General features: G+C 59.8%; 24 protein-coding genes. 6 read left to right on the top strand and 18 right to left on the bottom strand.

Annotation, left to right across the window (positions count from 1 at the left end; translation table 11 throughout):
- Window positions 1-23: 23 nt before the first annotated feature.
- Window positions 24-608: a transporter substrate-binding domain-containing protein gene (locus CAG47_RS04930; protein WP_085723808.1), complete on the top strand. Its 585-nt coding sequence runs from the start codon at window positions 24-26 to the stop codon at window positions 606-608.
- Window positions 609-730: 122 nt separating this feature from the next.
- Here the strand turns inward: CAG47_RS04930 and CAG47_RS04925 are convergent, their stop codons facing one another.
- Window positions 731-1,216 carry a DUF523 domain-containing protein gene (locus CAG47_RS04925; protein WP_085723807.1) on the bottom strand — a complete coding sequence of 162 codons (486 nt, stop codon included), beginning with the start codon at window positions 1,214-1,216 and terminating at the stop codon, window positions 731-733.
- A 2-nt stretch (window positions 1,217-1,218) separates the two neighbouring features.
- A complete protein-coding gene (locus CAG47_RS04920) occupies window positions 1,219-1,851 on the bottom strand; it encodes a 2OG-Fe(II) oxygenase (protein WP_085723806.1) in 633 nt (210 codons plus the stop codon).
- 108 nt (window positions 1,852-1,959) lie between these two features.
- Here CAG47_RS04920 and CAG47_RS04915 point away from each other — a divergent pair, with 108 nt between their 5' ends.
- Entirely contained in the window at window positions 1,960-2,712 is a 753-nt protein-coding gene (locus CAG47_RS04915; protein ID WP_085723805.1) for a DUF2059 domain-containing protein, read from the top strand.
- 119 nt (window positions 2,713-2,831) lie between these two features.
- On the opposite strand, the gene CAG47_RS04910 is transcribed toward CAG47_RS04915, so the two are convergent.
- Complete coding sequence (locus tag CAG47_RS04910) at window positions 2,832-3,779, bottom strand: alpha/beta hydrolase (protein ID WP_085723804.1); 948 nt, start codon at window positions 3,777-3,779, stop codon at window positions 2,832-2,834.
- A 96-nt stretch (window positions 3,780-3,875) separates the two neighbouring features.
- Here CAG47_RS04910 and CAG47_RS04905 point away from each other — a divergent pair, with 96 nt between their 5' ends.
- Together CAG47_RS04905 and CAG47_RS04900 are read left to right on the top strand one after the other, a co-directional pair.
- Window positions 3,876-4,457 carry a DUF6436 domain-containing protein gene (locus CAG47_RS04905; protein ID WP_085723803.1) on the top strand — a complete coding sequence of 194 codons (582 nt, stop codon included), beginning with the start codon at window positions 3,876-3,878 and terminating at the stop codon, window positions 4,455-4,457.
- Window positions 4,458-4,560: 103 nt separating this feature from the next.
- Window positions 4,561-6,960, top strand: a complete 2,400-nt coding sequence (locus tag CAG47_RS04900) for a penicillin acylase family protein (RefSeq protein WP_085723802.1) — start codon at window positions 4,561-4,563, stop codon at window positions 6,958-6,960.
- 175 nt (window positions 6,961-7,135) lie between these two features.
- Here CAG47_RS04900 and CAG47_RS04895 read toward each other — a convergent pair whose 3' ends face one another.
- The 7 genes from CAG47_RS04895 to CAG47_RS04865 form a co-directional block, all read right to left on the bottom strand.
- A complete protein-coding gene (locus CAG47_RS04895) occupies window positions 7,136-8,026 on the bottom strand; it encodes an ABC transporter permease subunit (protein WP_007993121.1) in 891 nt (296 codons plus the stop codon).
- The gene (locus CAG47_RS04890; RefSeq protein ID WP_085723801.1) at window positions 8,023-8,943 is read right to left on the bottom strand and encodes an ABC transporter permease subunit; all 921 of its coding nucleotides are present in this window, start codon (window positions 8,941-8,943) and stop codon (window positions 8,023-8,025) included. The genes CAG47_RS04895 and CAG47_RS04890 overlap by 4 nt, the downstream gene beginning before the upstream one ends.
- Window positions 8,940-10,082: an ABC transporter ATP-binding protein gene (locus CAG47_RS04885; protein ID WP_085723800.1), complete on the bottom strand. Its 1,143-nt coding sequence runs from the start codon at window positions 10,080-10,082 to the stop codon at window positions 8,940-8,942. The genes CAG47_RS04890 and CAG47_RS04885 overlap by 4 nt, the downstream gene beginning before the upstream one ends.
- Window positions 10,083-10,155: 73 nt before the next feature.
- Window positions 10,156-11,253, bottom strand: coding sequence for a polyamine ABC transporter substrate-binding protein (locus CAG47_RS04880; protein WP_085723799.1), 1,098 nt, complete (start codon window positions 11,251-11,253; stop codon window positions 10,156-10,158).
- Window positions 11,254-11,493: 240 nt separating this feature from the next.
- On the bottom strand, window positions 11,494-12,603 hold the full coding sequence (locus CAG47_RS04875; protein ID WP_085723798.1) for a polyamine ABC transporter substrate-binding protein: 1,110 nt from the start codon (window positions 12,601-12,603) through the stop codon (window positions 11,494-11,496).
- A 171-nt stretch (window positions 12,604-12,774) separates the two neighbouring features.
- On the bottom strand, window positions 12,775-14,139 hold the full coding sequence (locus CAG47_RS04870; RefSeq protein WP_085723797.1) for an aspartate aminotransferase family protein: 1,365 nt from the start codon (window positions 14,137-14,139) through the stop codon (window positions 12,775-12,777).
- A 58-nt stretch (window positions 14,140-14,197) separates the two neighbouring features.
- Entirely contained in the window at window positions 14,198-15,556 is a 1,359-nt protein-coding gene (locus CAG47_RS04865) for a glutamine synthetase family protein (protein ID WP_085716309.1), read from the bottom strand.
- Between the two features lie 667 nt (window positions 15,557-16,223).
- Here CAG47_RS04865 and CAG47_RS04855 point away from each other — a divergent pair.
- Window positions 16,224-17,600: a glutamine synthetase family protein gene (locus CAG47_RS04855; RefSeq protein WP_085723795.1), complete on the top strand. Its 1,377-nt coding sequence runs from the start codon at window positions 16,224-16,226 to the stop codon at window positions 17,598-17,600.
- Between the two features lie 262 nt (window positions 17,601-17,862).
- Window positions 17,863-18,495 carry a TetR/AcrR family transcriptional regulator gene (locus CAG47_RS04850; protein ID WP_085723794.1) on the top strand — a complete coding sequence of 211 codons (633 nt, stop codon included), beginning with the start codon at window positions 17,863-17,865 and terminating at the stop codon, window positions 18,493-18,495.
- A gap of 113 nt (window positions 18,496-18,608) precedes the next feature.
- Here CAG47_RS04850 and CAG47_RS04845 read toward each other — a convergent pair whose 3' ends face one another.
- From CAG47_RS04845 to CAG47_RS04810, 8 genes are all read right to left on the bottom strand, one after another.
- Window positions 18,609-18,824 carry a molybdopterin-binding protein gene (locus CAG47_RS04845; protein WP_007967989.1) on the bottom strand — a complete coding sequence of 72 codons (216 nt, stop codon included), beginning with the start codon at window positions 18,822-18,824 and terminating at the stop codon, window positions 18,609-18,611.
- 107 nt (window positions 18,825-18,931) lie between these two features.
- On the bottom strand, window positions 18,932-19,738 hold the full coding sequence (gene ssuB, locus CAG47_RS04840; RefSeq protein WP_085723793.1) for an aliphatic sulfonates ABC transporter ATP-binding protein: 807 nt from the start codon (window positions 19,736-19,738) through the stop codon (window positions 18,932-18,934).
- Window positions 19,735-20,517: an aliphatic sulfonate ABC transporter permease SsuC gene (gene ssuC, locus CAG47_RS04835; RefSeq protein WP_085723792.1), complete on the bottom strand. Its 783-nt coding sequence runs from the start codon at window positions 20,515-20,517 to the stop codon at window positions 19,735-19,737. Before ssuC ends, ssuB begins: the two co-directional genes overlap by 4 nt.
- Window positions 20,518-20,526: 9 nt before the next feature.
- Window positions 20,527-21,675 (bottom strand): FMNH2-dependent alkanesulfonate monooxygenase, encoded by a 1,149-nt coding sequence (gene ssuD / locus CAG47_RS04830; RefSeq protein ID WP_085723791.1) that lies wholly within the window; start codon window positions 21,673-21,675, stop codon window positions 20,527-20,529.
- 25 nt (window positions 21,676-21,700) lie between these two features.
- Window positions 21,701-22,693, bottom strand: coding sequence for a sulfonate ABC transporter substrate-binding protein (locus CAG47_RS04825; RefSeq protein ID WP_085723790.1), 993 nt, complete (start codon window positions 22,691-22,693; stop codon window positions 21,701-21,703).
- A 90-nt stretch (window positions 22,694-22,783) separates the two neighbouring features.
- Window positions 22,784-23,377, bottom strand: a complete 594-nt coding sequence (ssuE, locus tag CAG47_RS04820) for an NADPH-dependent FMN reductase (protein WP_085723789.1) — start codon at window positions 23,375-23,377, stop codon at window positions 22,784-22,786.
- 329 nt (window positions 23,378-23,706) lie between these two features.
- Window positions 23,707-24,345, bottom strand: coding sequence for a peroxiredoxin (locus tag CAG47_RS04815; protein ID WP_085723788.1), 639 nt, complete (start codon window positions 24,343-24,345; stop codon window positions 23,707-23,709).
- A gap of 292 nt (window positions 24,346-24,637) precedes the next feature.
- The gene (locus CAG47_RS04810) at window positions 24,638-25,978 is read right to left on the bottom strand and encodes an OprD family porin (RefSeq protein ID WP_085723787.1); all 1,341 of its coding nucleotides are present in this window, start codon (window positions 25,976-25,978) and stop codon (window positions 24,638-24,640) included.
- Between the last annotated feature and the right edge of the window lie 331 nt (window positions 25,979-26,309).

Here is a 26,309-nt window from a genome sequence, read left to right as displayed (position 1 = left end):
ATAAAAATTTCAAAGGAGTGACCATGCGCTTTCTGCCTGGCCTGATCTGCCTGCTACCCCTTTTGAGCCCGTTGGCTCACGCCGAACTGATTGATGACATCAACGACCGGGGTGAATTGCGCATTGCCGTTGAAGCCAATACTCCCCAATTCAACTTCAAGAAAGACGACGAACTCACCGGCTTCGAAGTCGAATTGGGTCGTCTGCTGGCAAGTGAGCTCGATGTCCGGGCCGACTTTGTCGTCACCGACGGCAGCGATCTGTTGACTGGTGTCGAAAGCGGCAAATACGACATCGCCATCAATCACATAGCAGTGACCCCGGATCTCAAGGATCGTTTCGACTTCAGCGAGCCCTACATCCAGACCCATGCGCAATTGATCGCGCAGAAAGAAGAGCCCCGCTCCATTTTGCTGGTGCAGTCGCTGACAGAAGAGAAACCCAAAACCAATCCGGCCGTGAGCCTGGCGATTCCGTTTCAGAAGGGTAATCCGGCGTTCCATGCCAGCCTGGAAAACGCGTTGCAGCGAATCAAGGATGACGGACGGCTGCAAGCGCTTGAGCAGAAGTGGCTGGGGGCGGATGCGAGCGTGGCGCCCAAGCCCTGAAATCACCGGGCACCCTGTAGGAGCGAGCATGCTCGCGATGAGGCCAGTCCAGTCAACATTGATGTTGAATGTCAGGCCGCCTTCGCGAGCATGCTCGCTCCTACAGGGTCTTGTGTCGTTGGTTAATCGAGTGCTGCCAATGCCTGCGCCGCTTGCGGCAGTTCCAACTCACTGAACACCCGCACCCCATGGCGCATGAGCAGTGCCGCCGTCACGCCCTCGCCGCTGACCTTCACGCCGCTGAACGTCCCGTCATAGGTCAGCAGATTGCCGCAGGACGGGCTGTTGGCCTTGAGGATGGCGATGCGAATGCCATGTTTTTGCACCAGCTCCAACGCCTGATACGCCCCGGACAGGAACTGCACACTGACGTCCTCGCCTTCGCCAGTGATCACCAATGCCTGGCCATCGAGGACTTGCGCGCCCTGACCGCCCGGAATCTCCGCTGCCGCCCGAGGCGTCGGCAAGCCACCGGCGACCTCCGGGCACAACGGCACGACCCGCCCCTCATCAAGCCACTGCTGAAGCTGATCGAACGGTCCGCTGGCCCCGCCGTCGTATCGGACGCGGTGGCCCAACAGGCAACGACTGACGAGAATTTTCTGCATGATCAGAACGGCTCGTTGCCGCGACGACGGAACCAGCCGGTCAAAGACAGGCGATCACGGGTCGCGGGCAGGACTTCGTGGGGGACTTCGCCGGAGAGAAACACCACCAGGCAGCCGCCGGTAGGCTGCACGTCGTGGACGCGATCGCCGTCGAGGTACATTCGCAACTGGCCTCCGTGCTCGGGAAGCCAGGCGTCATTGAGGTAAACCACCGCCGAAACCATGCGCCGGTCGTCATCGCGAAAGCGGTCCACGTGCTTGAGGTAGAAGGCACCGGGAGCGTACATCGCAAAATGGCTTTCGAAATCCTCGAGACCGAGAAACAGACCGCGATTGATCGCCTCGCGCAGGCTGTCCATCAGGCTCAGGTAGCTGTCGCAAGCCTCGGTCTGGCCGGGGTCGATCCACTGGATATGGTCGCCACGAATCCCTTCGCGGATCTCCGATGACAGCCCACGGCCCACGGCAGCCGGCGCCAACTCGCCTTCGGCAGCACGCTTGCGACACTCGGCCGCCAGCGCCCGGGTCAGGTCCAGAGGCAGGAAAATATTCTGCTGCGACCAGCCATGTTCGGCCAGGTCGTCGACGATTCGCAGCAACAGCGGGTGATCAGAGGATATTTGCATGGCGCGCATAGTATTCCTGTGCCCGGAAATCCGACAGAGCCGCACAGCGGGTTGATACGAATTCTCGACAAGTGCCGATACCGCACGGAGAATAGTCGCCTGCTGAGTGGAGTCCCTATGCGCCGTTTGCTTTTATCAATGCTGATGTTCTGCGTCATGCCCGCCTGGGCAGACAGCCACGACCAGTTGTACAAGGTTGCCGGCTGGCCGGAACAACGCGCGCATTTCAGCGACGCCCTCTCGGCGGCCCAGCAACGCTATCAGGGCAGCCTGCCTCCGGCGGTGTTTCAGGCACTGGTCAGCAACAGCAATCAGCGTTTTTCCGCCAAGGCCGTGGACCAGCGCGCCGAAGCGCAATTGCGCAAGAACCTCGCCGACCCCAAACCCGCGCTGGCATTTTTCCAGTCGCCCCTGGGCAAGAAGATCGTCGCCGCCGAGCTGCTGGCGACCCGTCGCGACCAACTGGCGAAAAACGCCAAGGGCCTGCCGAAGATGCAGGCCAGTGACAGCCGCCTGCTGATCATCGGTCATTTGGCACAAGCCCTGCCTGCACGCGAGGCCGGCGCGGAAGTCAGCCTGGCGATTGCCGGTGTTGCCGCCGACAGCTTGAGCTCGATGATCCCGGGGTTGCTCGGTGCCGGTCAGGCCCAGGGCATGCTCAATGGCCAGCGCCAACGCCTGATGGACCAGATCGGCAGCGACCTCAACAACACGCTGCTGTATGTCTATCGCGATCTGTCTGACGACGAGCTGGAAGAGTTCTCGACCTTTGCCGAATCGGCGGAAGGTCAGGCTTATTATCAAGCGGCGCTGGCGGCGATCCGGGCCGGGTTGGCGGTGGGACAGAGCAATTCGAACCTGGCCCAGTGATCTTCGGCGTCCCTCTAGATAGCTTTCGCGAGCAGGCTCGCTCCCACAGTAGCCCACTATTTTCTGATCACCGCAAAACCTGTGGGAGCGAGCCTGCTCGCGAAGGGCCCGCACTGTCACTAAGAATTCCGGCCTTTTATCCGCTTGGTCAAAAACCCGAAATACTCCTGCCGCATCACCAGCGTCTCATTCGCCAGATGATGCCGCGCCTCGGGCAGCATCAGCACCTGCGGCCGATCAAACTTGCCCCGCAACACCTCCAGGTTGTGCTCCCAATCCACCGTCATGTCGGCCTGGCCCTGCACAATCAGCGGCCGGCGGGTACTCATCGGCGCTGCCTCGATGCGTTTGATCCAGCGTGCCAACGCACCCACCCAGGCGGTTGGCAGACGCAGAGGCTGCAATGGATCGGCTTGCAGGAATGGCAGAAAGGCCGGGTCGTTGGAGTTCTCGCTGAAACGCCGGGCGATGGCTTTGACGAAGGGCTTGAGCACGTAGTAACTCAATTGTGACCAACCCCACGCCCGCGGCCGCACCAGCGGCGCCAGCAGGATCACCTGCCCCTGGGCCGGGCTGCTCGCCCCCGTATTCAACACATGATCGATCACGATTGCCCCGCCGGTACTCTGCCCGCACAGGTGCCACGGTTGCGGCAAATCGAGGGATTGCGCCTCACTGAACAAGCCTTGCAAGGTGTCCTGATACTCGGAGAAATCCTTGATGCTCGCCCGTTCACCGCTGGACAAGCCATGCCCCGGCAAGTCGCAGGCCATCACCGCAAACCCCTGGTCCAGCGCCCACTCGATCACATGCCGGTAGAGCCCGGTGTGGTCGTAGAAACCGTGGATGACAAACAGCGTCGCCTTGGCTCGTTCGGGCCACCAGAACTGGCTGACCAGTTCATAGCCATCGACCTCGAATCGCCCAAGGCCACTGCGTACCTGACGCGGGGCAAAATCCAGCCCGTAGAATCGCTGGTAGGCCTGCGCCTGCGCCGACAACGGCTGACCGGCCGCCAGTGGCAGCAAGCTTGCGCGCAGTAGATCAGGGTCGAAAGTAGCCGGCATGGACGATTCCAGAACGTGAAACGGACTTTATAGGCCTGCGATATTCTTCTGTCGCGGCAAGCATGGCAAGCTAGCCGACCTTCGAGGATTGAACCGATGCGCCCGCCCTTTCGCGCCACATTGTTTGCCAGCCTGCTCGCCGTGGTGTGTGCCAGCATACTGTGGGCGGCCTATGACTGGTTTCAGGGGCGTTACCTGCGGGCGTTCAGCGAGCACACGGCGATGTTCTCCGGTGATCCGCTGCGCCTTCCCGATAACCTCGCAGGCCCTGGCGCCATACGCCTGGTGCACTTCTGGGACCCGGCCTGCCCGTGCAATGTCGGCAATCAACAGCATCTAGCCGAGCTGGTCGAGCGCTACGCACCCCATGGCGTGGAATTCTATGCGGTGCAAAAGCCCGGAAGCCACGGCCAGTTGCCGAGCACCTTGAGCTGCCTGAAAACCATCGATGTCCTGCCCGGTTCCGAACAGATCCCCGCCAGCCCCGCCGTGGCGATCTGGGACCGCAGTGGCAAACTGGCGTACTTCGGCCCCTACAGCGAAGGCCTGACCTGCAACTCGAGCAACAGCTTTATCGAACCGATCCTGCAGGCGCTGGATGAAGGGCGTGCGGTGAGTGCAACACACACACTGGCGGTGGGGTGTTACTGCCCGTGGCCTGTCGGTCCCGCCAAATAGGCAAAGACGCGCCGACACGAATCCCTCCTACGGGCGATGCGTCAGACCGGCGCACCGTGTTACACAGCACCCTCTGGAACCACAATAACAACAAGGAGTCGCCATGAAACGCAGCCTGACCGCTCTCGCTCTGCTGATCGTCGTGCTGGCCGCCGGGGCCGGCGGGTATCTCTACAGCAAGCAGCCGTCACGCCAGGGCATGGTGGAATTGCAGCATCTGCAAGGCTCGGTCAGCGTGCGCTACGACGAGCGCGGCGTCCCGCATATCCGCGCCGAAAACGAAACCGACCTGTACCGTGCCCTCGGCTACGTACATGCCCAGGACCGCCTGTTCCAGATGGAAGTGCTGCGTCGCCTGGCCCGTGGCGAACTGGCCGAAGTGCTCGGGCCGAAACTGCTCGACACCGACAAACTGATGCGCAGCCTGCGTATTCGCGAACGCGCCGAAACCTACTTCGCGAACCTCGACAAGCAGTCGCCCACCTTCATCGCCATGCAAGCCTATCTGGACGGCATCAACCAGTATCAGGACAGCCACGCCAAACCCGTGGAGTTCGATGTGCTGGGCATTCCAAAACGCCCGTTCACCGCCCAGGACACCATCAGCATCGCCGGCTACATGGCCTACAGTTTTGCCGCGGCCTTTCGTACCGAACCCTTGCTGACATTCGTGCGCGATCAACTGGGGCCTGAGTACCTGAACATTTTCGATCTCGACTGGCAGCCCAAAGGCGTGCTCAGCGGAGCCGGCACCACCCTGGCCAGCGCCGACTGGAAAGACCTCAACGCCCTCGCCCGCCTGAACGAACAAGCCCTGGCCGACAACGGCCTGCCCCAGTTCGAGGGCAGCAACGCCTGGGCCGTCGCGGGCAGTCGGACCCAAAGCGGCAAGCCACTGCTGGCGGGCGATCCGCATATCCGTTTTTCCGCGCCGTCGGTGTGGTACGAAGCGCACCTCTCGGCACCGGGCTTCGAACTCTACGGCCACTATCAGGCCTTGATGCCGTTCGCCTCCCTGGGCATGAACCACGACTTCGGCTGGAGCATCACCATGTTCCAGAACGATGACGTCGACCTGATTGCCGAAAAGGTCAACCCGAACAACGCCAATCAGGTCTGGTATCGCGGCAAGTGGGTGGACATGACGACCAGCGAACAGCAAATTGCGGTCAAGGGCCAGGCACCGGTGACGCTGGTGTTGCGCCAGTCGCCCCACGGTCCGATCGTCAACGATGCCTTGGGCACCAGTGTCGGCAAGACACCGATTGCCATGTGGTGGGCGTTTCTCGAAAGCCAGAACCCGATCCTGGAGGGCTTCTATCAGCTCAATCGCGCCGACACCCTGGCCAAGGCCCGTGGCGCCGCCGCGAAAATCCAGGCACCGGGCCTGAACGTGGTCTGGGCCAATGCCAAGGGTGACATCGGCTGGTGGGCGGCGGCGCAGCTGCCCATACGCCCGGCGGGGGTAAGCCCGTGGTTCATTCTCGACGGCAGCACCGCAGAGTCGGACAAGGATGGCTTCTACCCTTTCAGTGCCAACCCCCAGGAAGAGAACCCGGCGCGAGGCTACATCGTCTCGGCCAATTTCCAGCCGGTATCACCGACCGGCATGGAGATTCCCGGTTATTACAACCTCGCCGATCGTGGCCAGCAGCTCAATCGCCAGCTCGGCGACAAGGCCGTCAAATGGGACCTGGAAAACAGCCAGAAACTGCAGCTGGGCACCATGACTGCCTACGGCCCACGGTTGTTGGCGCCGCTGTTGCCAGTGTTGCGCGAAGTGGTGAGCGATCCCGCCGAACGCAAGATGGTGGAGCAACTGGCCCAGTGGAAAGGCGACTACCCGCTCGACTCCACCAGCGCCACGCTGTTCAACCAGTTCCTGTTCAACCTGGCTGACGCGACGATGCACGATGAGCTGGGCAGCGACTTCTTCGAAACGCTGCTCTCGACCCGGGTGATCGACGCCGCGCTACCCCGCCTGGCCGCCACTGCCGATTCGCCGTGGTGGGACAACCGCAACACCCTCGACAAGGAAACCCGCGCCGATACGGTCAAGGCTGCATGGCAGGCCGCCATTGCCCACCTCAAGACCACCTTCGGCGCGGACTTCGCACAATGGCAGTGGGGCAAGGCGCACACCCTGACCCATGGCCACCCGCTGGGCCAACAGAAGCCGCTGGACCTGGTCTTCAATGTCGGCCCCTTCGCCGCACCCGGCACCCATGAAGTGCCGAACAACCTCTCGGCGAAGATCGGCCCGGCTCCGTGGCCAGTCACCTACGGCCCCTCGACCCGGCGCCTGATCGACTTCGCCGACCCGGCCCACAGCCTGACCGTCAACCCGGTCGGACAGAGCGGCGTCCTGTTCGACAGTCACTATGATGATCAGGCCGAGGCTTACATTGAGGGGATGTATTTCCAGGCGCATCTGAATGATGAAGAGGTCACGGCCAATACCCGCAGTACGTTGAAGCTGTTGCCGGCACGGGCTGCGCCATAGATTTTTGTAGATCACAAATTCTGTGGACACCAGAAAAACCTGTAGGAGCGAGCCTGCTCGCGAAAGCGGTGCGTCAGACAACATCGATGTCGACTGACGCGACCTCTTCGCGAGCAGGCTCGCTCCTACAGGGGACCGGGTTGACCACACAATTGTGGTCAACCCGGCTTCAGGCTCAAGCCGCTTCCGGTGCCTGTGCGCGACGCACGTCCGGTTGCTTCCACGAATCGGCGGCCGCCTCTTCGATCGCTTGCTGGATCGCACGCTTGCGGCTTTCTTCGGCGCGGCGGCTGAAGAACCAGACCAGGAAGGTCACGATGGACACCGCCAGCAGAATCAGGCTGGCCACGGCGTTGATCTCGGGCTTGACCCCCAGGCGTACCGCCGAGAACACTTCCATCGGCAGGGTCGTGGAGCCCGGACCCGACACGAAGCTCGCCAGCACCAGGTCATCGAGGGACAACGCGAAGGACATCATGCCCCCCGCTGCCAGCGACGGCGCGATCATCGGAATGGTGATCAGGAAGAACACCTTCCACGGTTTCGCACCGAGGTCCATGGCCGCCTCTTCGATGGACAGGTCCAGCTCACGCAAGCGCGCCGAAACCACCACCGCCACATACGCCGCACAGAAAGTGGTGTGGGCGATCCAGATGGTGACGATGCCGCGTTCCTGCGGCCAGCCGATCATCTGCGCCATGGCCACGAACAGCAGCAACAGCGACAGACCGGTGATCACCTCAGGCATCACCAGCGGCGCGGTGACCAGGCCACCGAACAGCGTGCGGCCCTTGAAGCGGGTGATGCGGGTCAGCACGAATGCCGCCAGCGTACCCAGGGCCACCGCTGCCACCGCCGTGTAGCAGGCGATTTCCAGCGAGCGCACTACCGAGCCCATCAGTTGCGAGTTGTCGAGCAGGCCGACGTACCACTTGATCGACCAGCCACCCCACACCGTTACCAGCTTGGAAGCGTTGAACGAGTAGATCACCAGGATCAGCATCGGCAGGTAGATGAACAACAGACCCAGTACCAGCATCAGGCTGGAGAAACGGAAGCGCTTCATTCTTTACCCTCCATTTCCTTGGCCTGACTGCGGTTGAACAGAATGATCGGCACAATCAGGATCGCCAGCATCACCACCGCCAGGGCAGACGCCACCGGCCAGTCACGGTTGTTGAAGAACTCTTGCCAGAGCACTTTACCGATCATCAGGGTTTCCGGACCGCCGAGCAGTTCCGGGATCACGAACTCGCCCACCACCGGGATGAACACCAGCATGCAGCCGGCGATGATGCCGTTTTTCGACAACGGCACGGTGATTTTCCAGAAGCTGTTGAAAGTGCTCGAACCCAGGTCAGATGCAGCCTCCAGCAGGCTCGGGTCGTGCTTCACCAGGTTGGCGTACAGCGGCAGGATCATGAACGGCAGGTAGGAATAGACAACACCGATGTAGACCGCCAGGTTGGTATTGAGGATCTGCAGCGGTTCGTCGATCCAGCCCATGCTCATCAGGAACCCATTGAGCAGGCCGTTGTTGCTGAGGATGCCCATCCACGCATAAACGCGGATCAGGATCGCGGTCCAGGTCGGCATCATGATCAGCAGCACCAGCACCGTTTGCACTTCCTTGCGTGCAACGGAGATGCCGTAGGCCATCGGGTAGCCGATCAGCAGGCAGAGGATGGTGCTGAAAAACGCCATCTTCAACGAGCCGAGGTAAGCGGCGATGTACAGCTCGTCACCGCCCAGCATCGCGTAGTTGCCCAGGTTAAGCAGCAGCTGCAGCTTCTGTTCGGCGTAGCTGTAGATTTCGGTGTACGGCGGAATGGCCACGTCCGCTTCGGCGAAGCTGATCTTCAGGACAATGAAGAACGGCAGCATGAAGAACAGGAACAGCCAGATGAATGGAATGCCGATGACCACCTGACGACCACCGGGAATTATTCGATTGAGACGGCGTTTGAATTTGCGCATGTTCATGAGCGAAGTACCACGCCGCTGTCGTCTTCCCACCAAACGTAGACCTGATCGCCCCAGGTCGGACGTGCGCCACGACGTTCGGCGTTGGCCACGAACGACTGCACCAGCTTGCCGCTTGGCAGTTCGACGTAGAACACCGAGTGCCCGCCCAGGTAAGCGATGTCGTGCACCTTGCCGCTGGACCAGTTGTACTGGCAGGTCGGCATGTCGGCGGTGACCAGCAGCTTTTCCGGACGGATCGCGTAGGTGACCGACTTGTCCTGCACCGAAGTGCTGATGCCGTGGCCGACGTAGATCTGGCGATCCAGATCCTTGCAGGTGATGGTCGCGTGGCCTTCGGCGTCCTCGATCACTTCGCCTTCGAAGATGTTCACGTTACCGATGAATTCGCAGACCAGGCGACTGGTCGGGGTTTCGTAGATGTCGATCGGGCTGCCGATCTGGGCGATCCAGCCCAGGTGCATGATCGCGATGCGCTCGGCCATGGTCATGGCCTCTTCCTGATCGTGGGTCACCATGACGCAGGTTACGCCGACGCGCTCGATGATCTCGACCAGCTCCAGCTGCATTTGCGAACGCAGTTTCTTGTCCAGCGCGCCCATTGGTTCGTCGAGCAGCAGCAGTTTCGGACGCTTGGCCAGGGAACGGGCCAGGGCCACACGCTGACGCTGACCACCGGACAACTGGTGCGGCTTGCGCTTGGCGTACTGGCTCATCTGTACCAGCTTGAGCATTTCGGCCACGCGGGCATCGATTTCAGCGGCCGGGATCTTGTCCTGCTTGAGGCCGAAGGCGATGTTTTGCGCCACGGTCATGTGCGGGAACAAGGCGTAGGACTGGAACATCATGTTGATCGGCCGCTCGTAGGGCGGCATGTCGGTGATGTCTACGCCATCGAGGAAGATCCGCCCCTCCGTGGGCCGTTCGAAACCTGCGAGCATGCGCAGCAAAGTGGATTTGCCCGATCCCGAACCGCCGAGCAGGGCGAAAATTTCGCCTTTCTTGATTTCCAGGGACACGTCGTCCACGGCAATCGTCTCGTCGAACTTCTTCGTGACCCGGTCGATTTTGACCAGCACCTGTTTAGGTGACTGGTCGCCCTCGAGGGCTTTCTTATAGGCGCCGGAGGCAACTGCCATTTACGAAACTCCCAAAAACAAAGAGTGCAGTTCGCTCAAGGTGAGCCAACCGTGGATAGTCTGAGCCTTGAAACTATTTACCCGTCTTGACCGTGGTCCAGCTGCGGGTCATCAAACGTTGAACATTCGGCGGCAGCTCGATGGACACATAGGTCTTGTCGAGAACCTCTTGCGGTGGATAAACCGCTTCGTCGGTGCGTATGGACTGCTCCATCAGTTTGTCCGACCCCGGGTTAGGGTTGGCATAGCCGACGTAATCACTGACCTGGGCAATCACCTCAGGCTTCAGCAAATAGTTGATGAAGGCATGGGCCTCTTTGACGTTTTTCGAGTCCTTGGGAATCGCCAGCATGTCGAACCAGAGCGCGCCGCCCTCTTTCGGGATCGAGTAGGCGATGTTCACGCCCTTCTTGGCTTCTTCGGCACGGTGCTTGGCCTGGAAGATGTCGCCGGAGAAACCGATCGCCACGCAGATATCGCCGTTGGCCAGATCCGCGATGTACTTGGAGGAATGGAAGTAAGTCACGTAAGGGCGCACCGCGAGTAACTTGTCAGTGGCCTTTTTGTAATCTTCAGGCTTGGTGCTGTTGGCATTCAGGCCCATGTAATTGAGCACGGTCGGCATCATTTCATCGGCGGAATCGAGGAACGCCACGCCACAGCTGTGCAGCTTCTTGATGTTCTCCGGCTCGAACAACACGCCCCAGGAGTCGATCTTGTCGACGCCCAGCACGGCCTTGACCTTGTCGACGTTGTAGCCGATGCCGTTGGTGCCCCACAGGTAAGGCACGGCATACAGGTTGCCCGGATCGTTCTGCTCCAGGCGCTTGAGCAGTACCGGGTCGAGGTTCGAGTAGTTCGGCAACTGCGACTTGTCGAGTTTCTGGAATGCCCCGGCCTTGATCTGTTTGCCGAGGAAATGGTTCGACGGCACAACCACATCGTAGCCAGTACGCCCGGCCAGCAGCTTGCCTTCCAGGGTTTCGTTGGAGTCGAAAACGTCATAAACCGGCTTGATTCCGGTCTCTTTCTGGAAGTCGGCCAGAGTGGTCTCGCCGATGTAGTCCGACCAGTTATAAATATGCACGGTGCGGGCCGCCTGGGCACTGACAGCAATCGTCAGCCCGGCGCCAATCAGCACGGCATTGCGCAACATAGAAAAAACAGGCAAGTGGAGGTCCTCTAAAATTAGTTGGGCCCAAGTTGCCCCGCGTTACATGACAACCGTGGTTGCCCAGCAACAAAACCGGCGCGCAACTTACCCTCGAAAAACCGTTCCAGCAAACTTTATAAAAAACCCTGTAGGAGCGAGCACGCTCGCGAAGATAGTTGCAACACCATGGGGTGTCAGACACCCCGCGTTATCGTTGACGACCATCGCGAGCATGCTCGCTCCTACACGGGTTACCGCTTACTTACCGGATTTGATCTTGGTCCAGCTGCGGGTCAATTCACGCTGGGTCGCCGCTGGCAGATCGGCGATGGCATACAACTTGGCCTGCACATCGGCTGGCGGGTAGATGCCTGGATCGCTGGTGATGTCCTTTTCCACCAGAGCCGTTGCAGCGGCGTTACCGTTCGGGAAGCGTACGGCGTTGGTGATACCGGCCATGACTTCAGGCTTCTGCAGGAAGGTCATGAACTTGTAGGCGCCCTCGACGTTTTCGGCATCCTTGGGAATGGCGACCATGTCGAAGAAGCTGCCAGCGCCCTCTTTCGGAATGGCGTAGCTGACTTTGACCTTGTCACCCGCCTCTACAGCGCGGGACTTGGCCTGCTGAACGTCACCCGAGTAGCCGACCGCTACGCAGATGTTGCCGTTGGCCAGGTCGGAGATGTACTTGGAGGAGTGGAAGTAGGTGATCGAAGGACGAATCTTGAGGAACAGGTCCTCGGCTTTCTTGATGTCTTCTTTCTTCTGGCTGTCGGTTGGCAAGCCCAGGTAGTGCAGCGCGACCGGGATCATTTCGGTCGGCGAATCGAGGAAGCTCACACCGCAACCCTTGAGCTTGGCGATGTTTTCCGGCTTGAGCAGCACGTCCCAGGAATCGATGGTGTCGACGCCCAGGGCAGCCTTGACCTTCTCCGGGTTGTAACCGATGCCGATCGAGCCCCACATGTACGGGAAGGCGTGCTTGTTGCCAGGGTCACTGACCGAAACGGCCTTGAGCAGATCCTGGTTCAGGTTTTTCCAGTTAGGCAGCTTGGACTGGTCCAGCTCCTGATACACGCCGGCCTTGATCTGCTTGGCCAGGAAGTTGTTCGACGGCACGACCACGTCGTAGCCGGACTTGCCCGCCAGCAGTTTGGCTTCCAGTGTCTCGTTGCTGTCGAATACGTCGTAAACGACCTTGATCCCCGACTCTTTCTCGAAATTCGCGATGGTGTCCGGAGCGATGTAGTCGGACCAGTTGTAGACGTGCAATACCTTGTCGTCCGCCTGAACCGCACCCGCCATCATGCCCGCGACGGACAGGGCGAGAAGTGTCTTGCCAGCAAGCTTTTTACCTAATGCCATCATGCGTCATGCTCCAAATTTTTCTTTTTTGAACCACTTTGTTCAGCGGCCGAACCCGGGCAACTGGAACTGCGGCTAGTCTGGCAAGATCCGAGGCGGTCTTTCAAGAAAAGACCGGCCTTTGTGACAGCTTTGAGCGAGAGCGCCGCAGCTCCCTCGCTCAGAGCCTAGCACTTAGCCCTGCAATGCACTCAGGGTCAGGTCAAGGCACTTGCGAGCCTTGGTCACCAGTTCATCGACTTCCGCCGGTGTGATCACCAGTGGCGGAGCGATGATCATGGTGTCGCCGACCGCGCGCATGATCAGGCCGTTGTCGAAGCAGAACTGACGGCAGATCATGCCGACGCCCTTGCCTTCGTAGCGCTTGCGAGTGGCCTTGTCCTGAACCAGTTCGATGGCTCCCAACAGACCAACCCCACGAACTTCACCCACCAGCGGGTGATCGTTCAGTTCCCGCAGACGCTTTTGCAAATACGGTGCCGTTTCTGCATGAACGCGCTCGATGATTTTCTCGTCGCGCATGATGCGGATGTTTTCCAGTGCCACGGCAGCCGCCACCGGGTGACCGGAGTAGGTGAAACCGTGGTTGAAGTCGCCGCCTTCGTTTAGCACGTCCACCACTTCGTCACGCACGATCAGGCCACCCATCGGGATGTAGCCCGAGGTCAGGCCCTTGGCGATGGTCATCATGTCGGGCTTGAGGCCGTAGAAATCGGTACCGAACCACTCGCCGGTCCGACCGAAACCGCAAATCACTTCGTCAGCCACGAACAGGATGTCGTACTTGGCGAGGATTTCCTTGATGCGTGGCCAGTAGGTGTCTGGCGGAATGATCACGCCACCGGCGCCCTGGATCGGCTCGGCAATAAAGGCACCGACGTTGTCGACGCCGACTTCCAGAATCTTTTCTTCCAGCTGGTTGGCCGCCCATACACCGAATTCTTCCGGGGTCATGTCGCCGCCTTCGGCGAACCAGTACGGCTGGGCAATGTGGACGATGCCCGGGATCGGCAAGTCGCCCTGTTCGTGCATGTAGGTCATGCCGCCCAGGCTCGCGCCGGCCACGGTGGAACCGTGATAGCCGTTCTTGCGGCTGATGATGACTTTCTTGTTTGGCTGGCCTTTGATCGCCCAGTAGTGACGGACCATGCGCAGCATGGTGTCGTTGCCTTCGGAGCCGGAACCGGTGAAGAACACGTGGTTCATGCCTTCTGGCGCGATATCGGCGATGGCCTTGGCCAGCTCCAGTACCGGTGGGTGCGCGGTCTGGAAGAACAGGTTGTAGTAAGGCAGCTCGCGCATCTGTTTGCTGGCGGCATCGGCCAGTTCATCGCGACCATAACCAATCGCGACACACCACAGGCCGGCCATACCGTCGAGGATCTTGTTGCCTTCGCTGTCCCAGAGGTAAACGCCCTTGGCGTTGGTAATGATCCGCGGACCTTTCTCTTTCAGTTGCTTGAAGTCGCTGAACGGAGCCAGGTGGTGATCATTGCTCAGGGTTTGCCATTCACGGGTTTGCGGATTGTTGCTGGTCATACGAATCTCCTAAAAAATCAGGTGAAAGCGCCGCCAGACAGCGGCGGCGCCCGGCGTATCAGACGGCAAAGAGCAGGAATTCCCTTTCCCACGAACTGATGACGCGCTTGAAGTTTTCATGCTCGGCCCGCTTGACCGCGACGTAGCCAGTGATGAAATTCTTGCCCAGGTAACGCTCGATGGTCGCGCTGTTTTCCATGCGTTCCAGCGCATCTTCGATGGTCAGCGGCAGGCGCAGGTTGCGGCGCTCATAGCCACGTCCCACCACCGGCGCGCTCGGGTTGAGGCCTTCGACCATGCCGATGTAACCGCAGAGCAGGCTCGCGGCAATCGCCAGGTACGGGTTGGCGTCGGCACCCGGCAGGCGGTTTTCCACCCGGCGGTTCTGCGGCCCCGCATCCGGCACCCGCAGGCCCACGGTGCGGTTCTCTTCGCCCCACTCCACGTTCACCGGTGCCGAAGTGTCCGGCAGGAAGCGGCGGAACGAGTTCACGTTCGGGGCGAACAGCGGCAACAGCTCGGGAATGAGTTTCTGCAAGCCACCGATGTGGTGCAGGAACAACTGGCTCATGGTCCCGTCGTCGTTGGAGAAGATGTTCTTGCCGGTCTCGATGTCGATGATGCTCTGGTGCAAGTGCATGGCACTGCCCGGCTCGCCGGTCATCGGCTTGGCCATGAAGGTCGCGGCCACGTCGTGCTTGAGCGCGGCTTCGCGCATGGTGCGCTTGAACACCAGGATCTGGTCGGCCAGGGACAAGGCGTCGCCGTGACGGAAGTTGATTTCCATCTGCGCGGTGCCGTCCTCGTGGATCAGCGTATCGAGGTCCAGGTCTTGCAGCTCACACCAGTCGTATACATCTTCGAACAGCGGATCGAATTCGTTTGCCGCCTCGATGGAGAACGATTGGCGACCGATTTCCGGACGACCGGAGCGACCGATCGGCGGTTGCAGCGGGTAGTCCGGGTCGTCGCTGCGCTTGGTCAGGTAGAACTCCATTTCCGGCGCCACGATCGGCTGCCAGCCTTTGTCGGCATAGAGTTTCAGGACTTTCTTGAGCACGTTGCGCGGCGACAGCTCGATCGGGTTGCCTTGCTTGTCGTAGGTATCGTGGATGACGATCGCGGTCGGCTCGATGGCCCAGGGCACCATGTACACCGCGCTCTGGTCGGGGCGGCAGATCATGTCGATGTCGGCCGGGTCGAGCAGTTCGTAATAGATGTCGTCTTCGACGTAATCGCCGGTCACGGTCTGCAACAGCACGCTTTCTGGCAGACGCATGCCTTTTTCGGCGATGAATTTGTTGGTCGGCGAAATCTTGCCCCGGGTAATCCCGGTCAAGTCGGCGATCATGCATTCGACTTCTGTGATCTTGTGGTTTTTCAACCAATCGGTGAGCTGGTCGAGGTTGTTACTCATAAATGCCTCTAGGCTTGAGTTGTCCGACCCTTTCAAGGTCAGGCGTTGTTTGACGCATCGGCGTCGCGTTGTAGAGCGTTTGCGCGGCAGATTATCGTGTTTGCCAACACTGCTGCAGAGGCCGGGCGTGCAGAATCGCGAGCGGTGCCCTGAACGATGGTCAGGCCGCTATTGTGAATCGGTTCTATATTGAATGGAGTAACCGTAATGGGGGTGCCATCGCGACCGTCCAGAATATCGGACGGGGACGGTCGAACCGTCAGGGACGGAAGGATCATCGCAACCGCTGAAGCCACGGAGCGAACGGTCGTGTCACCACTGATGTGATAAACAGGCCGACCGACCTGTCTTGAGCAGTCGGTGATGCCGATTATCGGCAGGCGAGACATGAAGCACCCCGGTATTATTGCTGTTATGGGTTTGATTCGAGCTTAGCCTTGTTCATTTTTTTACACAACACCCCCGTAAAAAATACAACACGGCCCGCTCAAACCCGCGGTCACCAACATGTCCAGCGGAAAAAAAACGCCCCAAAGCACCACAAAAAAGCCCAGCGAGCGCTTTTTTAGGGCAAAAAAGGCCTCACTTGACTTCGGCATGCCGTTCGGGTTGACTGAAACCAGAAAAGATCAATGATTGATATTTTTAACAACAAAGGTGTTGCATCATGTCGGTACCCCCGCGTGCCGTTCAGCTTAACGAAGCGAACGCGTTCCTTAAGGAACATCCTGAGGTTCTGTACGTCGACCTTCTGATTGCGGATATGAATGGTGTGGTGCGCGGCAAGCGCATCGAACGCACCAGCCTCCACAAGGTTTACGAGAAAGGCATCAACCTGCCGGCCTCCCTATTTGCTCTGGATATCAACGGCTCCACGGTGGAAAGCACCGGCCTGGGCCTGGACATCGGTGATGCTGACCGAATCTGCTATCCAATTCCCGATACCCTGTGCAACGAGCCATGGCAGAAGCGCCCGACCGCGCAACTGCTGATGACCATGCACGAACTCGAAGGCGAGCCATTCTTCGCCGACCCGCGTGAAGTGCTGGCCAACGTGGTGCGCAAGTTCGACGAAATGGGCCTGACCATCTGCGCCGCGTTCGAACTGGAGTTCTACCTGATCGACCAGGAGAACGTTAACGGTCGTCCGCAACCTCCTCGCTCGCCGGTTTCCGGCAAACGTCCGCATTCGACTCAGGTCTACCTGATCGACGATCTCGACGAATACGTCGACTGCCTCCAGGACATTCTGGAAGGTGCCAAAGAGCAAGGCATCCCGGCCGATGCCATCGTCAAGGAAAGTGCTCCGGCGCAGTTCGAAGTGAACCTGCACCACGTGGCCGACCCGATCAAGGCCTGCGACTACGCGGTCCTGCTCAAGCGCCTGATCAAGAACATCGCCTACGACCATGAAATGGACACCACCTTCATGGCCAAGCCTTACCCGGGCCAGGCGGGTAATGGTCTGCACGTCCACATCTCGATTCTCGACAAAGACGGCAAGAACATCTTCGCCAGCGAGGATCCCGAGCAGAACGCCGCACTGCGTCACGCGATCGGCGGTGTGCTCGAGACCCTACCGGCACAGATGGCCTTCCTCTGCCCGAACGTCAACTCGTACCGTCGTTTCGGTGCACAGTTCTATGTGCCGAACTCGCCAAGCTGGGGCCTGGACAACCGCACCGTGGCCCTGCGCGTGCCAACCGGTGCCGCCGACGCCGTGCGCCTGGAACACCGCGTAGCCGGTGCCGACGCCAACCCGTACCTGCTGATGGCTTCGGTGCTGGCGGGCGTGCACCACGGCCTGACCAACAAGATCGAGCCACCAGCCCCGACTGAAGGCAACAGCTACGAGCAAAACGAGCAGAGCCTGCCGAACAATCTGCGCGATGCCCTGCGCGAGCTGGACGACAGCGAAGTCATGGCCAAGTACATCGATCCGAAATACATCGATATCTTCGTGGCCTGTAAAGAGAGCGAGCTGGAGGAGTTCGAACACTCCATCTCCGACCTCGAGTACAACTGGTACCTGCATACCGTTTAAGCGGTTGCATTAAAAAACGCCGCAGGCTGCTGACGCCTGCGGCGTTTTTTTTATGGCCAACACCGCTCCCTGTGGCGAGGGGGCTTGCCCCCGCTGGGCTGCACAGCAGCCCCAAAAAATGCACCCTCATTTGCATCAGACATACCGCGATTACCGGGTTTGGGAGTGCTTCGCCCTCCAACGGGGGCAAGCCCCCTCGCCACAGGGTATGGATCATCCTCGCGCTCTGCGTACAATGCCCCCTGCCCCGCAGGAGACTCCAATGACACGCGTAGCCAGCCCCCGCAAACCCCGCGCCCGCAGCCAGGCCAGAATCGATTCAATACTCGATGCGGCCCGCACGTTGCTGGCGGCCGAGGGCGTGGCCAGCCTGTCGATCTACAGCGTCGCCGAGCGCGCGGAGATTCCACCCTCCTCGGTCTACCATTTCTTCGCCAGCGTACCGGCGTTACTGGAGGCCTTGACCGCCGACATCCACGCCGCGTTCCGCGCCTGCCTGCAAGCTCCCATCGATCACCATGCCTTGAATGGCTGGCGCGATCTGTCGCGACTGGTGGAACAACGCATGCTGGACATCTACGCAGAAGACGCTGCCGCCCGCCAACTCATCCTGGCCCAGCACGGCCTGACCGAAGTGACCCAGGCCGACCGTCAGCACGACATCGAACTGGGCGACCTGATGCACAAGCTGTTCGACCATCACTTCGAACTGCCGACATTGCCGAGTGATGTCGATGTGTTCGCCCTGGCGATGGAGCTGGGCGATCGGGTGTATGCGCGCTCGGTGCAGCAGCACGGACAGATTACGCCGCGCATGGCAGAGGAAGGGATGCGGGTGTTCGATGCTTATGTGGGGTTGTATTTGCCGCCGTATTTGCCCAAGCGCAAGCTCTAGCGCGCCCACCGGCCTCTTCGCGAGCAAGCCCGCTCCACTTATCCCAAGCCAGCACACATGAAAAAACCCCGAAGGGGCTCCATCCCTTCGGGGTTGTTGTTTACACATGGGGCTTACAGCTTGGCGATCGACACCTCGGTGGATTTCACAAACGCGATCACTTCACTGCCGACCGCCAGTTCCAGCTCTTTCACCGAGCGCGTAGTGATCACCGAAGTGACGATGCCGGACGCGGTCTGCACGTCGATTTCCGACAGCACGTCGCCGAGGACGATTTCCTTGATGGAGCCTTTGAACTGGTTGCGAACGTTGATGGCCTTGATAGTCATATTTATTTCTCCTAACGTCGAAATGAGCTGCAAGTGGCAAGCTTCAAGCTGCAAGTAAAAGCGACCTGCTTCTTCTTGCAGCTTGAAGCTAGAAGCTCGCAGCTGCTTTACTGAGCCCAACGCAACTGCGTGGGCAAGGGTGAAACAGGTTCCGGCTCCGGCGGCTGGCCGGGCAGCGCCAGCACGCGGTTGAGCACTTCGGTTTCCAGCGCTGCCAGCCGATGGGAACCGCGCACCCGAGGGCGCGGCAGTTCAACGTGCAGGTCGAGGCCGACTTCACCGTCTTCGATCAGGATCACCCGATCGGCAATCGTCACCGCTTCGCTGACGTCGTGGGTCACCAGCAACACCGTGAAACCGTGTTGCTGCCAGAGCCGTTCGATCAGTTGCTGCATTTCGATTCGGGTCAGGGCATCCAAAGCCCCCAAGGGTTCGTCGAGCAACAGCAGGCGCGGCTGATGAATCAACGCACGGGCCAAGGCCACGCGCTGTTTCTGTCCACCGGACAGCGCCGCCGGCCATTCATTGGCGCGATCGGCCAGACCCACAGCGTCCAACGCTTCAAGCGCTTGCGGCCGCCAGTTGCCCTTGAGGCCCAGACCGACGTTGTCGATGATCTTTTTCCAGGGCAGCAAACGCGCTTCCTGGAACATCAGCCGCGTGTCCTCTCGCGCGTCACTCAATGGCGCGGCACCGGCGAGCAATTCACCGCCCGTGGGCCGGTCGAGGCCGGCGAGCAACCGCAGCAAGGTACTTTTGCCGCAACCACTGCGCCCCACCACGGCGACAAACTGGCCCGCCGGAATGTGCAGGTCGATCTCGCGCAGTACCTGCCGCGCGCCAAAGGTCTTTTGCAGTTTGCGCACCGCCAGCGGAATCCCGCGCAGCAGGCGTGGAGGTTGTTCCGCGATCATGCCGCACCTCCCTTGGCAACCTGATACGCCGGGTGCCAGCGCAGCCACACACGCTCAAGCCCACGGGCCGCGAGGTCGGCCAGCTTGCCGAGCACCGCGTACAGCAGAATCGCCAGCACCACCACGTCAGTCTGCAAAAACTCCCGGGCATTCATGGCCAGATAGCCGATGCCGGAGCTCGCGGAAATGGTTTCCGCGACGATCAACGTCAGCCACATGAAACCCAGGGCAAAGCGCACACCGACCAGAATCGAAGGCAGCGCTCCCGGCAGGATCACCTGCCAGAACAGGCTGAAACCGGACAAGCCATAACTGCGCGACATCTCCACCAGGGCCGGGTCGACGTTGCGAATGCCGTGATAGGTGTTGAGGTAGATCGGGAACAAAGTGCCCAGCGCCACCAGGAAAATCTTCGCCGACTCGTCGATACCGAACCACAGGATCACCAGTGGAATCAGCGCCAGGTGCGGCACGTTGCGGATCATCTGCACCGAACTGTCGAGCAGGCGCTCACCCCACTTCGACAGGCCGGTGATGAAGCCCAGGGTCAAACCGATGCCGCCGCCAATGGTGAAGCCCAGCGCGGCACGCCAGCCGCTGATGGCCAGGTGCGTCCAGATTTCGCCGCTGCACACCAGGCTGACGCCGGCTTCGATCACGGCGATCGGTGCCGGCAGGATCCGCGTCGACAACCAGCCCGCCGACACACTCAACTGCCACACCGCCAGCAACAACACCGGCAACGCCCAGGGCGCCAGACTGTGGATGATTTTCTTCATGACCGCGCCTCAGCTCTGGGACGCGGCTTTGGGCAGAATGTCGTTGGCCACCATCTCGCCGAACGGGCTGACGTAGCCGGCACTTTTCGGCAACTCGGGACGCTCGACATCAAGGTGTGGGAACAGCAGCTCAGCGACGCGATAGGACTCCTCCAGGTGTGGATAACCGGAGAAAATGAAGGTGTCGATGCCCAGGTCCGCGTACTCCTTCACGCGAGCGGCTACCGTCGGACCATCGCCCACCAGCGCCGTACCGGCACCACCGCGCACCAGACCGACACCGGCCCAGAGGTTCGGGCTGACTTCCAGGTTGTCGCGGCTGCCGCCATGCAAGGCGGCCATGCGTTGCTGACCCACCGAATCGAAACGCGCCAGCGAGGCCTGGGCACGGGCGATGGTGTCGTTGTCCAGATGCGAAATCAGCCGATCCGCGGCTTTCCACGCTTCTTCGTTGGTTTCACGCACGATCACATGCAGGCGAATGCCGAAGCGTACGGTACGGCCGAGCCTGGCGGCTTTGGCGCGGACCTGTTGGATTTTTTCCGCGACGGCGGCCGGTGGTTCGCCCCAGGTCAAAACCATCTCCACCTGCTCGGCCGCCAGGTCTTGTGCCGCTTCCGAGGAGCCACCGAAGTACAGCGGCGGACGCGGCTGCTGGATCGGCGGATAGAGCAACTTCGCACCCTTCACGCTGATGTGCCGACCCTCGTAATCGACGGTTTCGCCTTCCAGTACACGGCGCCAGATGCGGGTGAACTCCACCGAAGCCTGGTAGCGCTCCTCGTGGCTGAGGAACAGACCATCCCCGGCCAATTCTTCCGGATCACCGCCGGTCACCAGGTTGAACAACGCACGCCCGCCGGATAGTCGATCCAGGGTCGCGGCCTGACGCGCTGCCACCGTCGGGGAAATGATCCCGGGGCGCAGGGCGACAAGGAACTTCAAGCGCTGGGTCACCGGAATCAGCGATGCCGCCACCAGCCACGAGTCTTCGCACGAACGGCCAGTAGGGATCAGTACCCCGCCGAACCCCAGGCGATCCGCTGCCTGTGCGACTTGTTGCAGATAACCGTGATCGACGGCGCGGGCGCCTTCGGCGGTGCCAAGATAATGGCCGTCGCCGTGGGTTGGCAGGAACCAGAAGATATTGAGGCTCATGGAGTGGTCTCCTTGGGGTATCGAATTATTGGGCTTTGGTGACCGAGCTTTGGGCAACGACCGCAGGCGGCGTCCAGATCACATCCTTGATGCTCAACGGCTTGGGAATCAGCTTGAGCTGGTAGAAGCTGTCGGCAATCTTCTGCTGTGCGGCGACCACTTCCGGGGTGAGGAACAACGCGCCGTAGCCCTGGCGTTTCACCGAAGTCAGGGTGATATCCGTCGGCAAGCCGAGCAGCGGCGAAACCTGTTGGGTCACGTCTTGCGGGTTGGCCTTGGACCATTCACCGACTGCGCGCACTTCTTCCACCAGGGTCTTGATCACCTCGGGATTTTTCTGCGCATAAGGCTTGGTCGCCAGGTAGAACTGATGGTTGTCGACGATGCCCTGACCATCACGCAGGGTGCGCGCTTGCAGTTGCTGTTCGGCGGCGGCCTGGTAGGGGTCCCAGATCACCCAGGCGTCAACGCTGCCACGCTCGAACGCAGCGCGGGCATCGGCCGGCGGCAGGAATACAGTCTGGATGTCGGTGTATTTGAGGCCGGCGTCTTCCAGGGCACGCACCAGCAGGTAGTGCACGTTGGAGCCCTTGTTGAGCACGACTTTCTTGCCCTTGAGCTCTGCCACCGACTTGATTGCCGAGTCCTTCGGCACCAGGATCGCCTCACTGTGCGGCGCTGGTGGTTCATAGGCGACGTAGAGCAAATCTGCGCCGGCCGCTTGAGCGAACACGGGCGGCGTCTCACCCGTAACACCGAAGTCGATCGAGCCGACATTCAGGCCTTCAAGCAATTGCGGGCCACCGGGGAATTCCGTCCATTGCACGTCAACGCCTTGGGCGGCGAGGCGTTTTTCCAGGGTGCCCTTGGCTTTGAGCAGCACCAGGGTGCCGTATTTCTGATAGCCGATTCGGAGTACGCCTTCCTGGGTAGAAAGCGCCTGAGCTTGAGTAATAACGCCGAAGGCGGCCGCAGCAAACAGAGCGACCAGACCACGACGCAAAATGACAGGGCGCATGGCGCTCTCCTTTTTGCAGTTGGGTTTTGGCTGCACCTGCTTGCCCGTTGGCGGGCGAGTAAGGCCAGTACTTCAATTTTTCGGTGAGGCTCAAATGCTCCAGCGAGCACTCAACAAACGATCATTCAACAGGTTCGGATCAAGCGGCTTTGGCCGTCGCGCCATGGCGCTGAAAAACTGCTCCAGCGCTTCAAACAAACGTTGCTCCAGCTCTGGCACCAATTGCGCCAGGGCGCTGCCTTCGCCGTAAGCGATCTGGCTGTCGACGGCGAAAATCCCCTGCAACATTTCCTGGGCCTTCAATGCCGACAGCACCGGTTTGAGCGCGTAATCCACCACCAACATGTGGGCGATGCTGCCACCCGTGGCCATCGGCAGAACCACCTTGTGGCTCAAGGCACGCTCGGGCAGCAGGTCCAGCACGACTTTCAGTGCGCCGGAAAACGATGCCTTGTAAACCGGTGTGGCGATCAGCAGGCCATCGGCGTTTTCAATCTGTTGCAGCAGGTCGATCACCCTGGGGCTGTCGAAGCGTGCGTGCAGCAAGTCTTCGGCCGGGAAGTCCCGTACCTGATAACTCACTACTTCCACGCCCTGCTCTTGTAACCATTGCCGGGAGCGATCCAGCAACACCCCTGAACGAGAGCGCTGGCTGGGACTGCCACCGAGTGAGACAACCAACATTCAGGCTATTCCTTGCTCAGTGCTGGCGATTCGCGGGTTGCGATCTCGCTTCGATGGAGTGACCTTAACAGCTGATTAATATATCCATAAATCATATTTATTCATTTGGTTATGCATTAAAGAAATATAAACCCTGTTTCTTCCGGGCAAAAAAACAGGCCGTCGAAACGGCCTGAAAATCCCCTGCTTTGTGGGTACAAATCCCGAAGGATGTGGCGCCTGGGCAACTGCCATCGCGAGCGGGCTCGCTCCTACAGTAGATCGCGTACCGCTGTAGGAGCGAGCATGCTCGCGATGGCTGCATCAGCCACACCAAACAACTTGATGACTTACCGGTTCGGCTGCGGCGTCAGGCGCAAGTAAGGCTTGACCGCCCGATAGCCCTTGGGAAAGCGTTGTTTGATTTCATCCTCATCCTTGAGCGACGGCACGATCACCACTTCATCACCGTCCTGCCAGTTGGCCGGCGTGGCCACCTTGTAGTTGTCGGTGAGTTGCAGCGAGTCGATCACCCTCAGGATTTCATTGAAGTTGCGGCCGGTACTCGCCGGGTAGGTAATCGTCAGCCGGACCTTTTTGTTCGGGTCGATCACAAACAGCGAGCGCACGGTCAAGGTGTCGTTGGCGTTGGGGTGGATCAGGTCGTAGAGGTCCGAGACCTTGCGGTCGGCATCATCCAGGATTGGAAAGTTGACCACGGTGGCCTGGGTTTCGTTGATGTCCTCGATCCACTTGTGGTGCGACTCGACAGGGTCCACGGACAGTGCGATAGCCTTGACGCCGCGCGCTGCGAATTCATCCTTGAGCCTGGCGGTGAAACCCAGTTCGGTGGTGCATACCGGGGTGAAATCCGCCGGATGCGAGAACAGCACGCCCCAGCTTTCGCCCAGCCACTGATGGAAACGGATGATGCCGGCGCTGGAGTTCTGTTCAAAATCGGGGGCGATATCGCCAAGCCTGAGACCCATGGTGCTGCTCCTTGTGAGTGCTTGATGGGTTCAACTGTGCCTGTGTTTTTTATCTATTAAAAAGAATAAATATCGATTTATTTAGATCATTAGGAAATATTAAAGATCTGTTCACTGGACGCGCGCGCACAAGCCGCCGAACATCGACCACGAGGTTCGAGAAGGCCTTGAGTTGCTGAAAAGAGGGAACTTCAGGGCGGGATTACGGGGGTGAACCCGTCTTGAACATGTAAAAGCCCCGCCCGGTGCAATACCGGGCGGGGCTTTTTTTGTCTCGGTTACGCGAGCGCTATTACAACAGCGGGATCGAGTAGCTGAGGATCAGGCGGTTTTCATCCTGCGAACGGGTGTTCGGCAGGTCGGTGCGCCAGGTAGCGTTTTTCCACGCCAGGCCCAGGTTTTTCAGCGGACCGTCCTGAATCACGTAAGCCACGCTCAGATCGCGCTCCCACTCGGAAGCACCATTGGCTGCCACGCCACCTTTAGCGTTAACGGTGTCGATGTTGTCGCCATGCAGATACACCAGACCCGCTGTCAGGCCAGGTACGCCGACCCCGGCGAAGTTATATGCGTAACGTGCCTGCCAGGTACGTTCGCCAGCACGGGCGAACTTCTGGATTTGCGAATCGGTGATGGTGTAGTTCGACGAGCCGTCGCCCTGGTTCAACCAAGGGAAGTCACTGCTGCCGTTGCTGACCTGGTAACCAGCGCCGAAGGTGTGACCGGCAACTGTGTACAGGAACAGGCCGCTGTACAGGTTGTTGTCGACCTTGCCCTTACCGTTTGGCGCGTTGTAGTTGCCAGTGGTGAAGTACAGCGGGTCGTGGCCGTTGGCACCATCATCAGAGCTGTTGAAATAACGGAAATCCGACTTCAACACGCCCGGGCCGATGGCCCAGTTGTGCACCAGGCCCAGGAAATGTTGCTTGTAGAATTCCTGCAGGTTGCCGTAGTAGTACTGGGCCGTCAGGTCCTTGGTGATCTTGTAGTCGCCACCGGCATAGATGAACTTGTTGCTGTCGCGAAACTTGGTGCCGCGAGTGTTAGCACCCGAAATCGACATCTGCTCGTTGTTGCTGGAGTTACGGCCTTTGACGGCTTCGATCTGGCCACCGACCAGCGACAGGTCCTTGATCTCTGCGGACGTGATCTGGCCACCCTGCCAGGTTTGCGGCAGCAGACGACCATCGTTGGTCACGATCACCGGATTTTTCGGCTGCAGGGTGCCCAGTTTCAGTTCGGTCTGGGAAACCTTGGCTTTGGCGGTCAGGCCCAGGCTGGAGAATTCATCAACCGCCTCGCCGTTGGATTTGCTCGGGAAAACCGTGCCGCCGTAAGAGGTCGCCGTGGCGCCGTTGGTACCGCCGCCCGAGTCCAGTTTGACGCCCAACAGACCGATCGCATCGATACCGAAGCCGACGGTGCCTTGGGTATAACCGGAGATGAAACGCAAATCGAAGCCTTGGCCCCACTCTTCGTTTTTGTTGGGACCGGTACCATCACGGTAGTCGGTGTTGATGTAGAAGTTGCGCAGCCCCAGTGTTGCCTTGCTGTCTTCGATAAAACCCGCGGCGTTTGCCTGCTGGGCCAGTACCCCGACGGCCACAGCCATGGCCAAGGTGGACGTGTTCATGTTTCGCTCCTCTGGTTTCTAATTCTGATGTTCCTGGTCCCGAATCGATTGCCCGGGATCCTGAATGCATAAATTCGCGGCAAACCGTCTAAGCCGGTCGTTTGGCGGGCCGCAGGATACACAGCTTTAAATCCAATAAGAATTATTTTGTGTTTTTTAATAGCGTATTGGAATATGCATTCCCACGACAGATCCGAGGTATCGGCGGCAAGGCCGACTGCTGAACCTGATCAATTCTCGAGGGAGGAAATTGCCAAATCCGAGTTCAGGGATGAGTGTCGGACAGGCGCACTTTAGAGTGCGAATCGGAAAACCAAAAAGAATAAAAAAG

This window comes from Pseudomonas sp. R37(2017), from assembly GCF_002113375.1.
Taxonomy (GTDB): Bacteria; Pseudomonadota; Gammaproteobacteria; order Pseudomonadales; family Pseudomonadaceae; genus Aquipseudomonas.
Note: the sequence above shows the minus strand (reverse complement) of the source record. Positions and strands in the feature narration are given on the sequence as shown.

Bases quoted from the DNA above. Each gene is read 5' to 3' on its own strand.
- CAG47_RS04930 (WP_085723808.1), top strand. From the start codon at position 24: ATGCGCTTTCTGCCTGGCCTGATCTGCCTGCTACCCCTTTTGAGCCCG.
- CAG47_RS04925 (WP_085723807.1), bottom strand. From the start codon at position 1,216: ATGCAGAAAATTCTCGTCAGTCGTTGCCTGTTGGGCCACCGCGTCCGA.
- CAG47_RS04920 (WP_085723806.1), bottom strand. From the start codon at position 1,851: ATGCGCGCCATGCAAATATCCTCTGATCACCCGCTGTTGCTGCGAATC.
- CAG47_RS04915 (WP_085723805.1), top strand. From the start codon at position 1,960: ATGCGCCGTTTGCTTTTATCAATGCTGATGTTCTGCGTCATGCCCGCC.
- CAG47_RS04910 (WP_085723804.1), bottom strand. From the start codon at position 3,779: ATGCCGGCTACTTTCGACCCTGATCTACTGCGCGCAAGCTTGCTGCCA.
- CAG47_RS04905 (WP_085723803.1), top strand. From the start codon at position 3,876: ATGCGCCCGCCCTTTCGCGCCACATTGTTTGCCAGCCTGCTCGCCGTG.
- CAG47_RS04900 (WP_085723802.1), top strand. From the start codon at position 4,561: ATGAAACGCAGCCTGACCGCTCTCGCTCTGCTGATCGTCGTGCTGGCC.
- CAG47_RS04895 (WP_007993121.1), bottom strand. From the start codon at position 8,026: ATGAAGCGCTTCCGTTTCTCCAGCCTGATGCTGGTACTGGGTCTGTTG.
- CAG47_RS04890 (WP_085723801.1), bottom strand. From the start codon at position 8,943: ATGAACATGCGCAAATTCAAACGCCGTCTCAATCGAATAATTCCCGGT.
- CAG47_RS04885 (WP_085723800.1), bottom strand. From the start codon at position 10,082: ATGGCAGTTGCCTCCGGCGCCTATAAGAAAGCCCTCGAGGGCGACCAG.
- CAG47_RS04875 (WP_085723798.1), bottom strand. From the start codon at position 12,603: ATGATGGCATTAGGTAAAAAGCTTGCTGGCAAGACACTTCTCGCCCTG.
- CAG47_RS04870 (WP_085723797.1), bottom strand. From the start codon at position 14,139: ATGACCAGCAACAATCCGCAAACCCGTGAATGGCAAACCCTGAGCAAT.
- CAG47_RS04865 (WP_085716309.1), bottom strand. From the start codon at position 15,556: ATGAGTAACAACCTCGACCAGCTCACCGATTGGTTGAAAAACCACAAG.
- CAG47_RS04855 (WP_085723795.1), top strand. From the start codon at position 16,224: ATGTCGGTACCCCCGCGTGCCGTTCAGCTTAACGAAGCGAACGCGTTC.
- CAG47_RS04850 (WP_085723794.1), top strand. From the start codon at position 17,863: ATGACACGCGTAGCCAGCCCCCGCAAACCCCGCGCCCGCAGCCAGGCC.
- CAG47_RS04845 (WP_007967989.1), bottom strand. From the start codon at position 18,824: ATGACTATCAAGGCCATCAACGTTCGCAACCAGTTCAAAGGCTCCATC.
- ssuB (WP_085723793.1), bottom strand. From the start codon at position 19,738: ATGATCGCGGAACAACCTCCACGCCTGCTGCGCGGGATTCCGCTGGCG.
- ssuC (WP_085723792.1), bottom strand. From the start codon at position 20,517: ATGAAGAAAATCATCCACAGTCTGGCGCCCTGGGCGTTGCCGGTGTTG.
- ssuD (WP_085723791.1), bottom strand. From the start codon at position 21,675: ATGAGCCTCAATATCTTCTGGTTCCTGCCAACCCACGGCGACGGCCAT.
- CAG47_RS04825 (WP_085723790.1), bottom strand. From the start codon at position 22,693: ATGCGCCCTGTCATTTTGCGTCGTGGTCTGGTCGCTCTGTTTGCTGCG.
- ssuE (WP_085723789.1), bottom strand. From the start codon at position 23,377: ATGTTGGTTGTCTCACTCGGTGGCAGTCCCAGCCAGCGCTCTCGTTCA.
- CAG47_RS04815 (WP_085723788.1), bottom strand. From the start codon at position 24,345: ATGGGTCTCAGGCTTGGCGATATCGCCCCCGATTTTGAACAGAACTCC.
- CAG47_RS04810 (WP_085723787.1), bottom strand. From the start codon at position 25,978: ATGAACACGTCCACCTTGGCCATGGCTGTGGCCGTCGGGGTACTGGCC.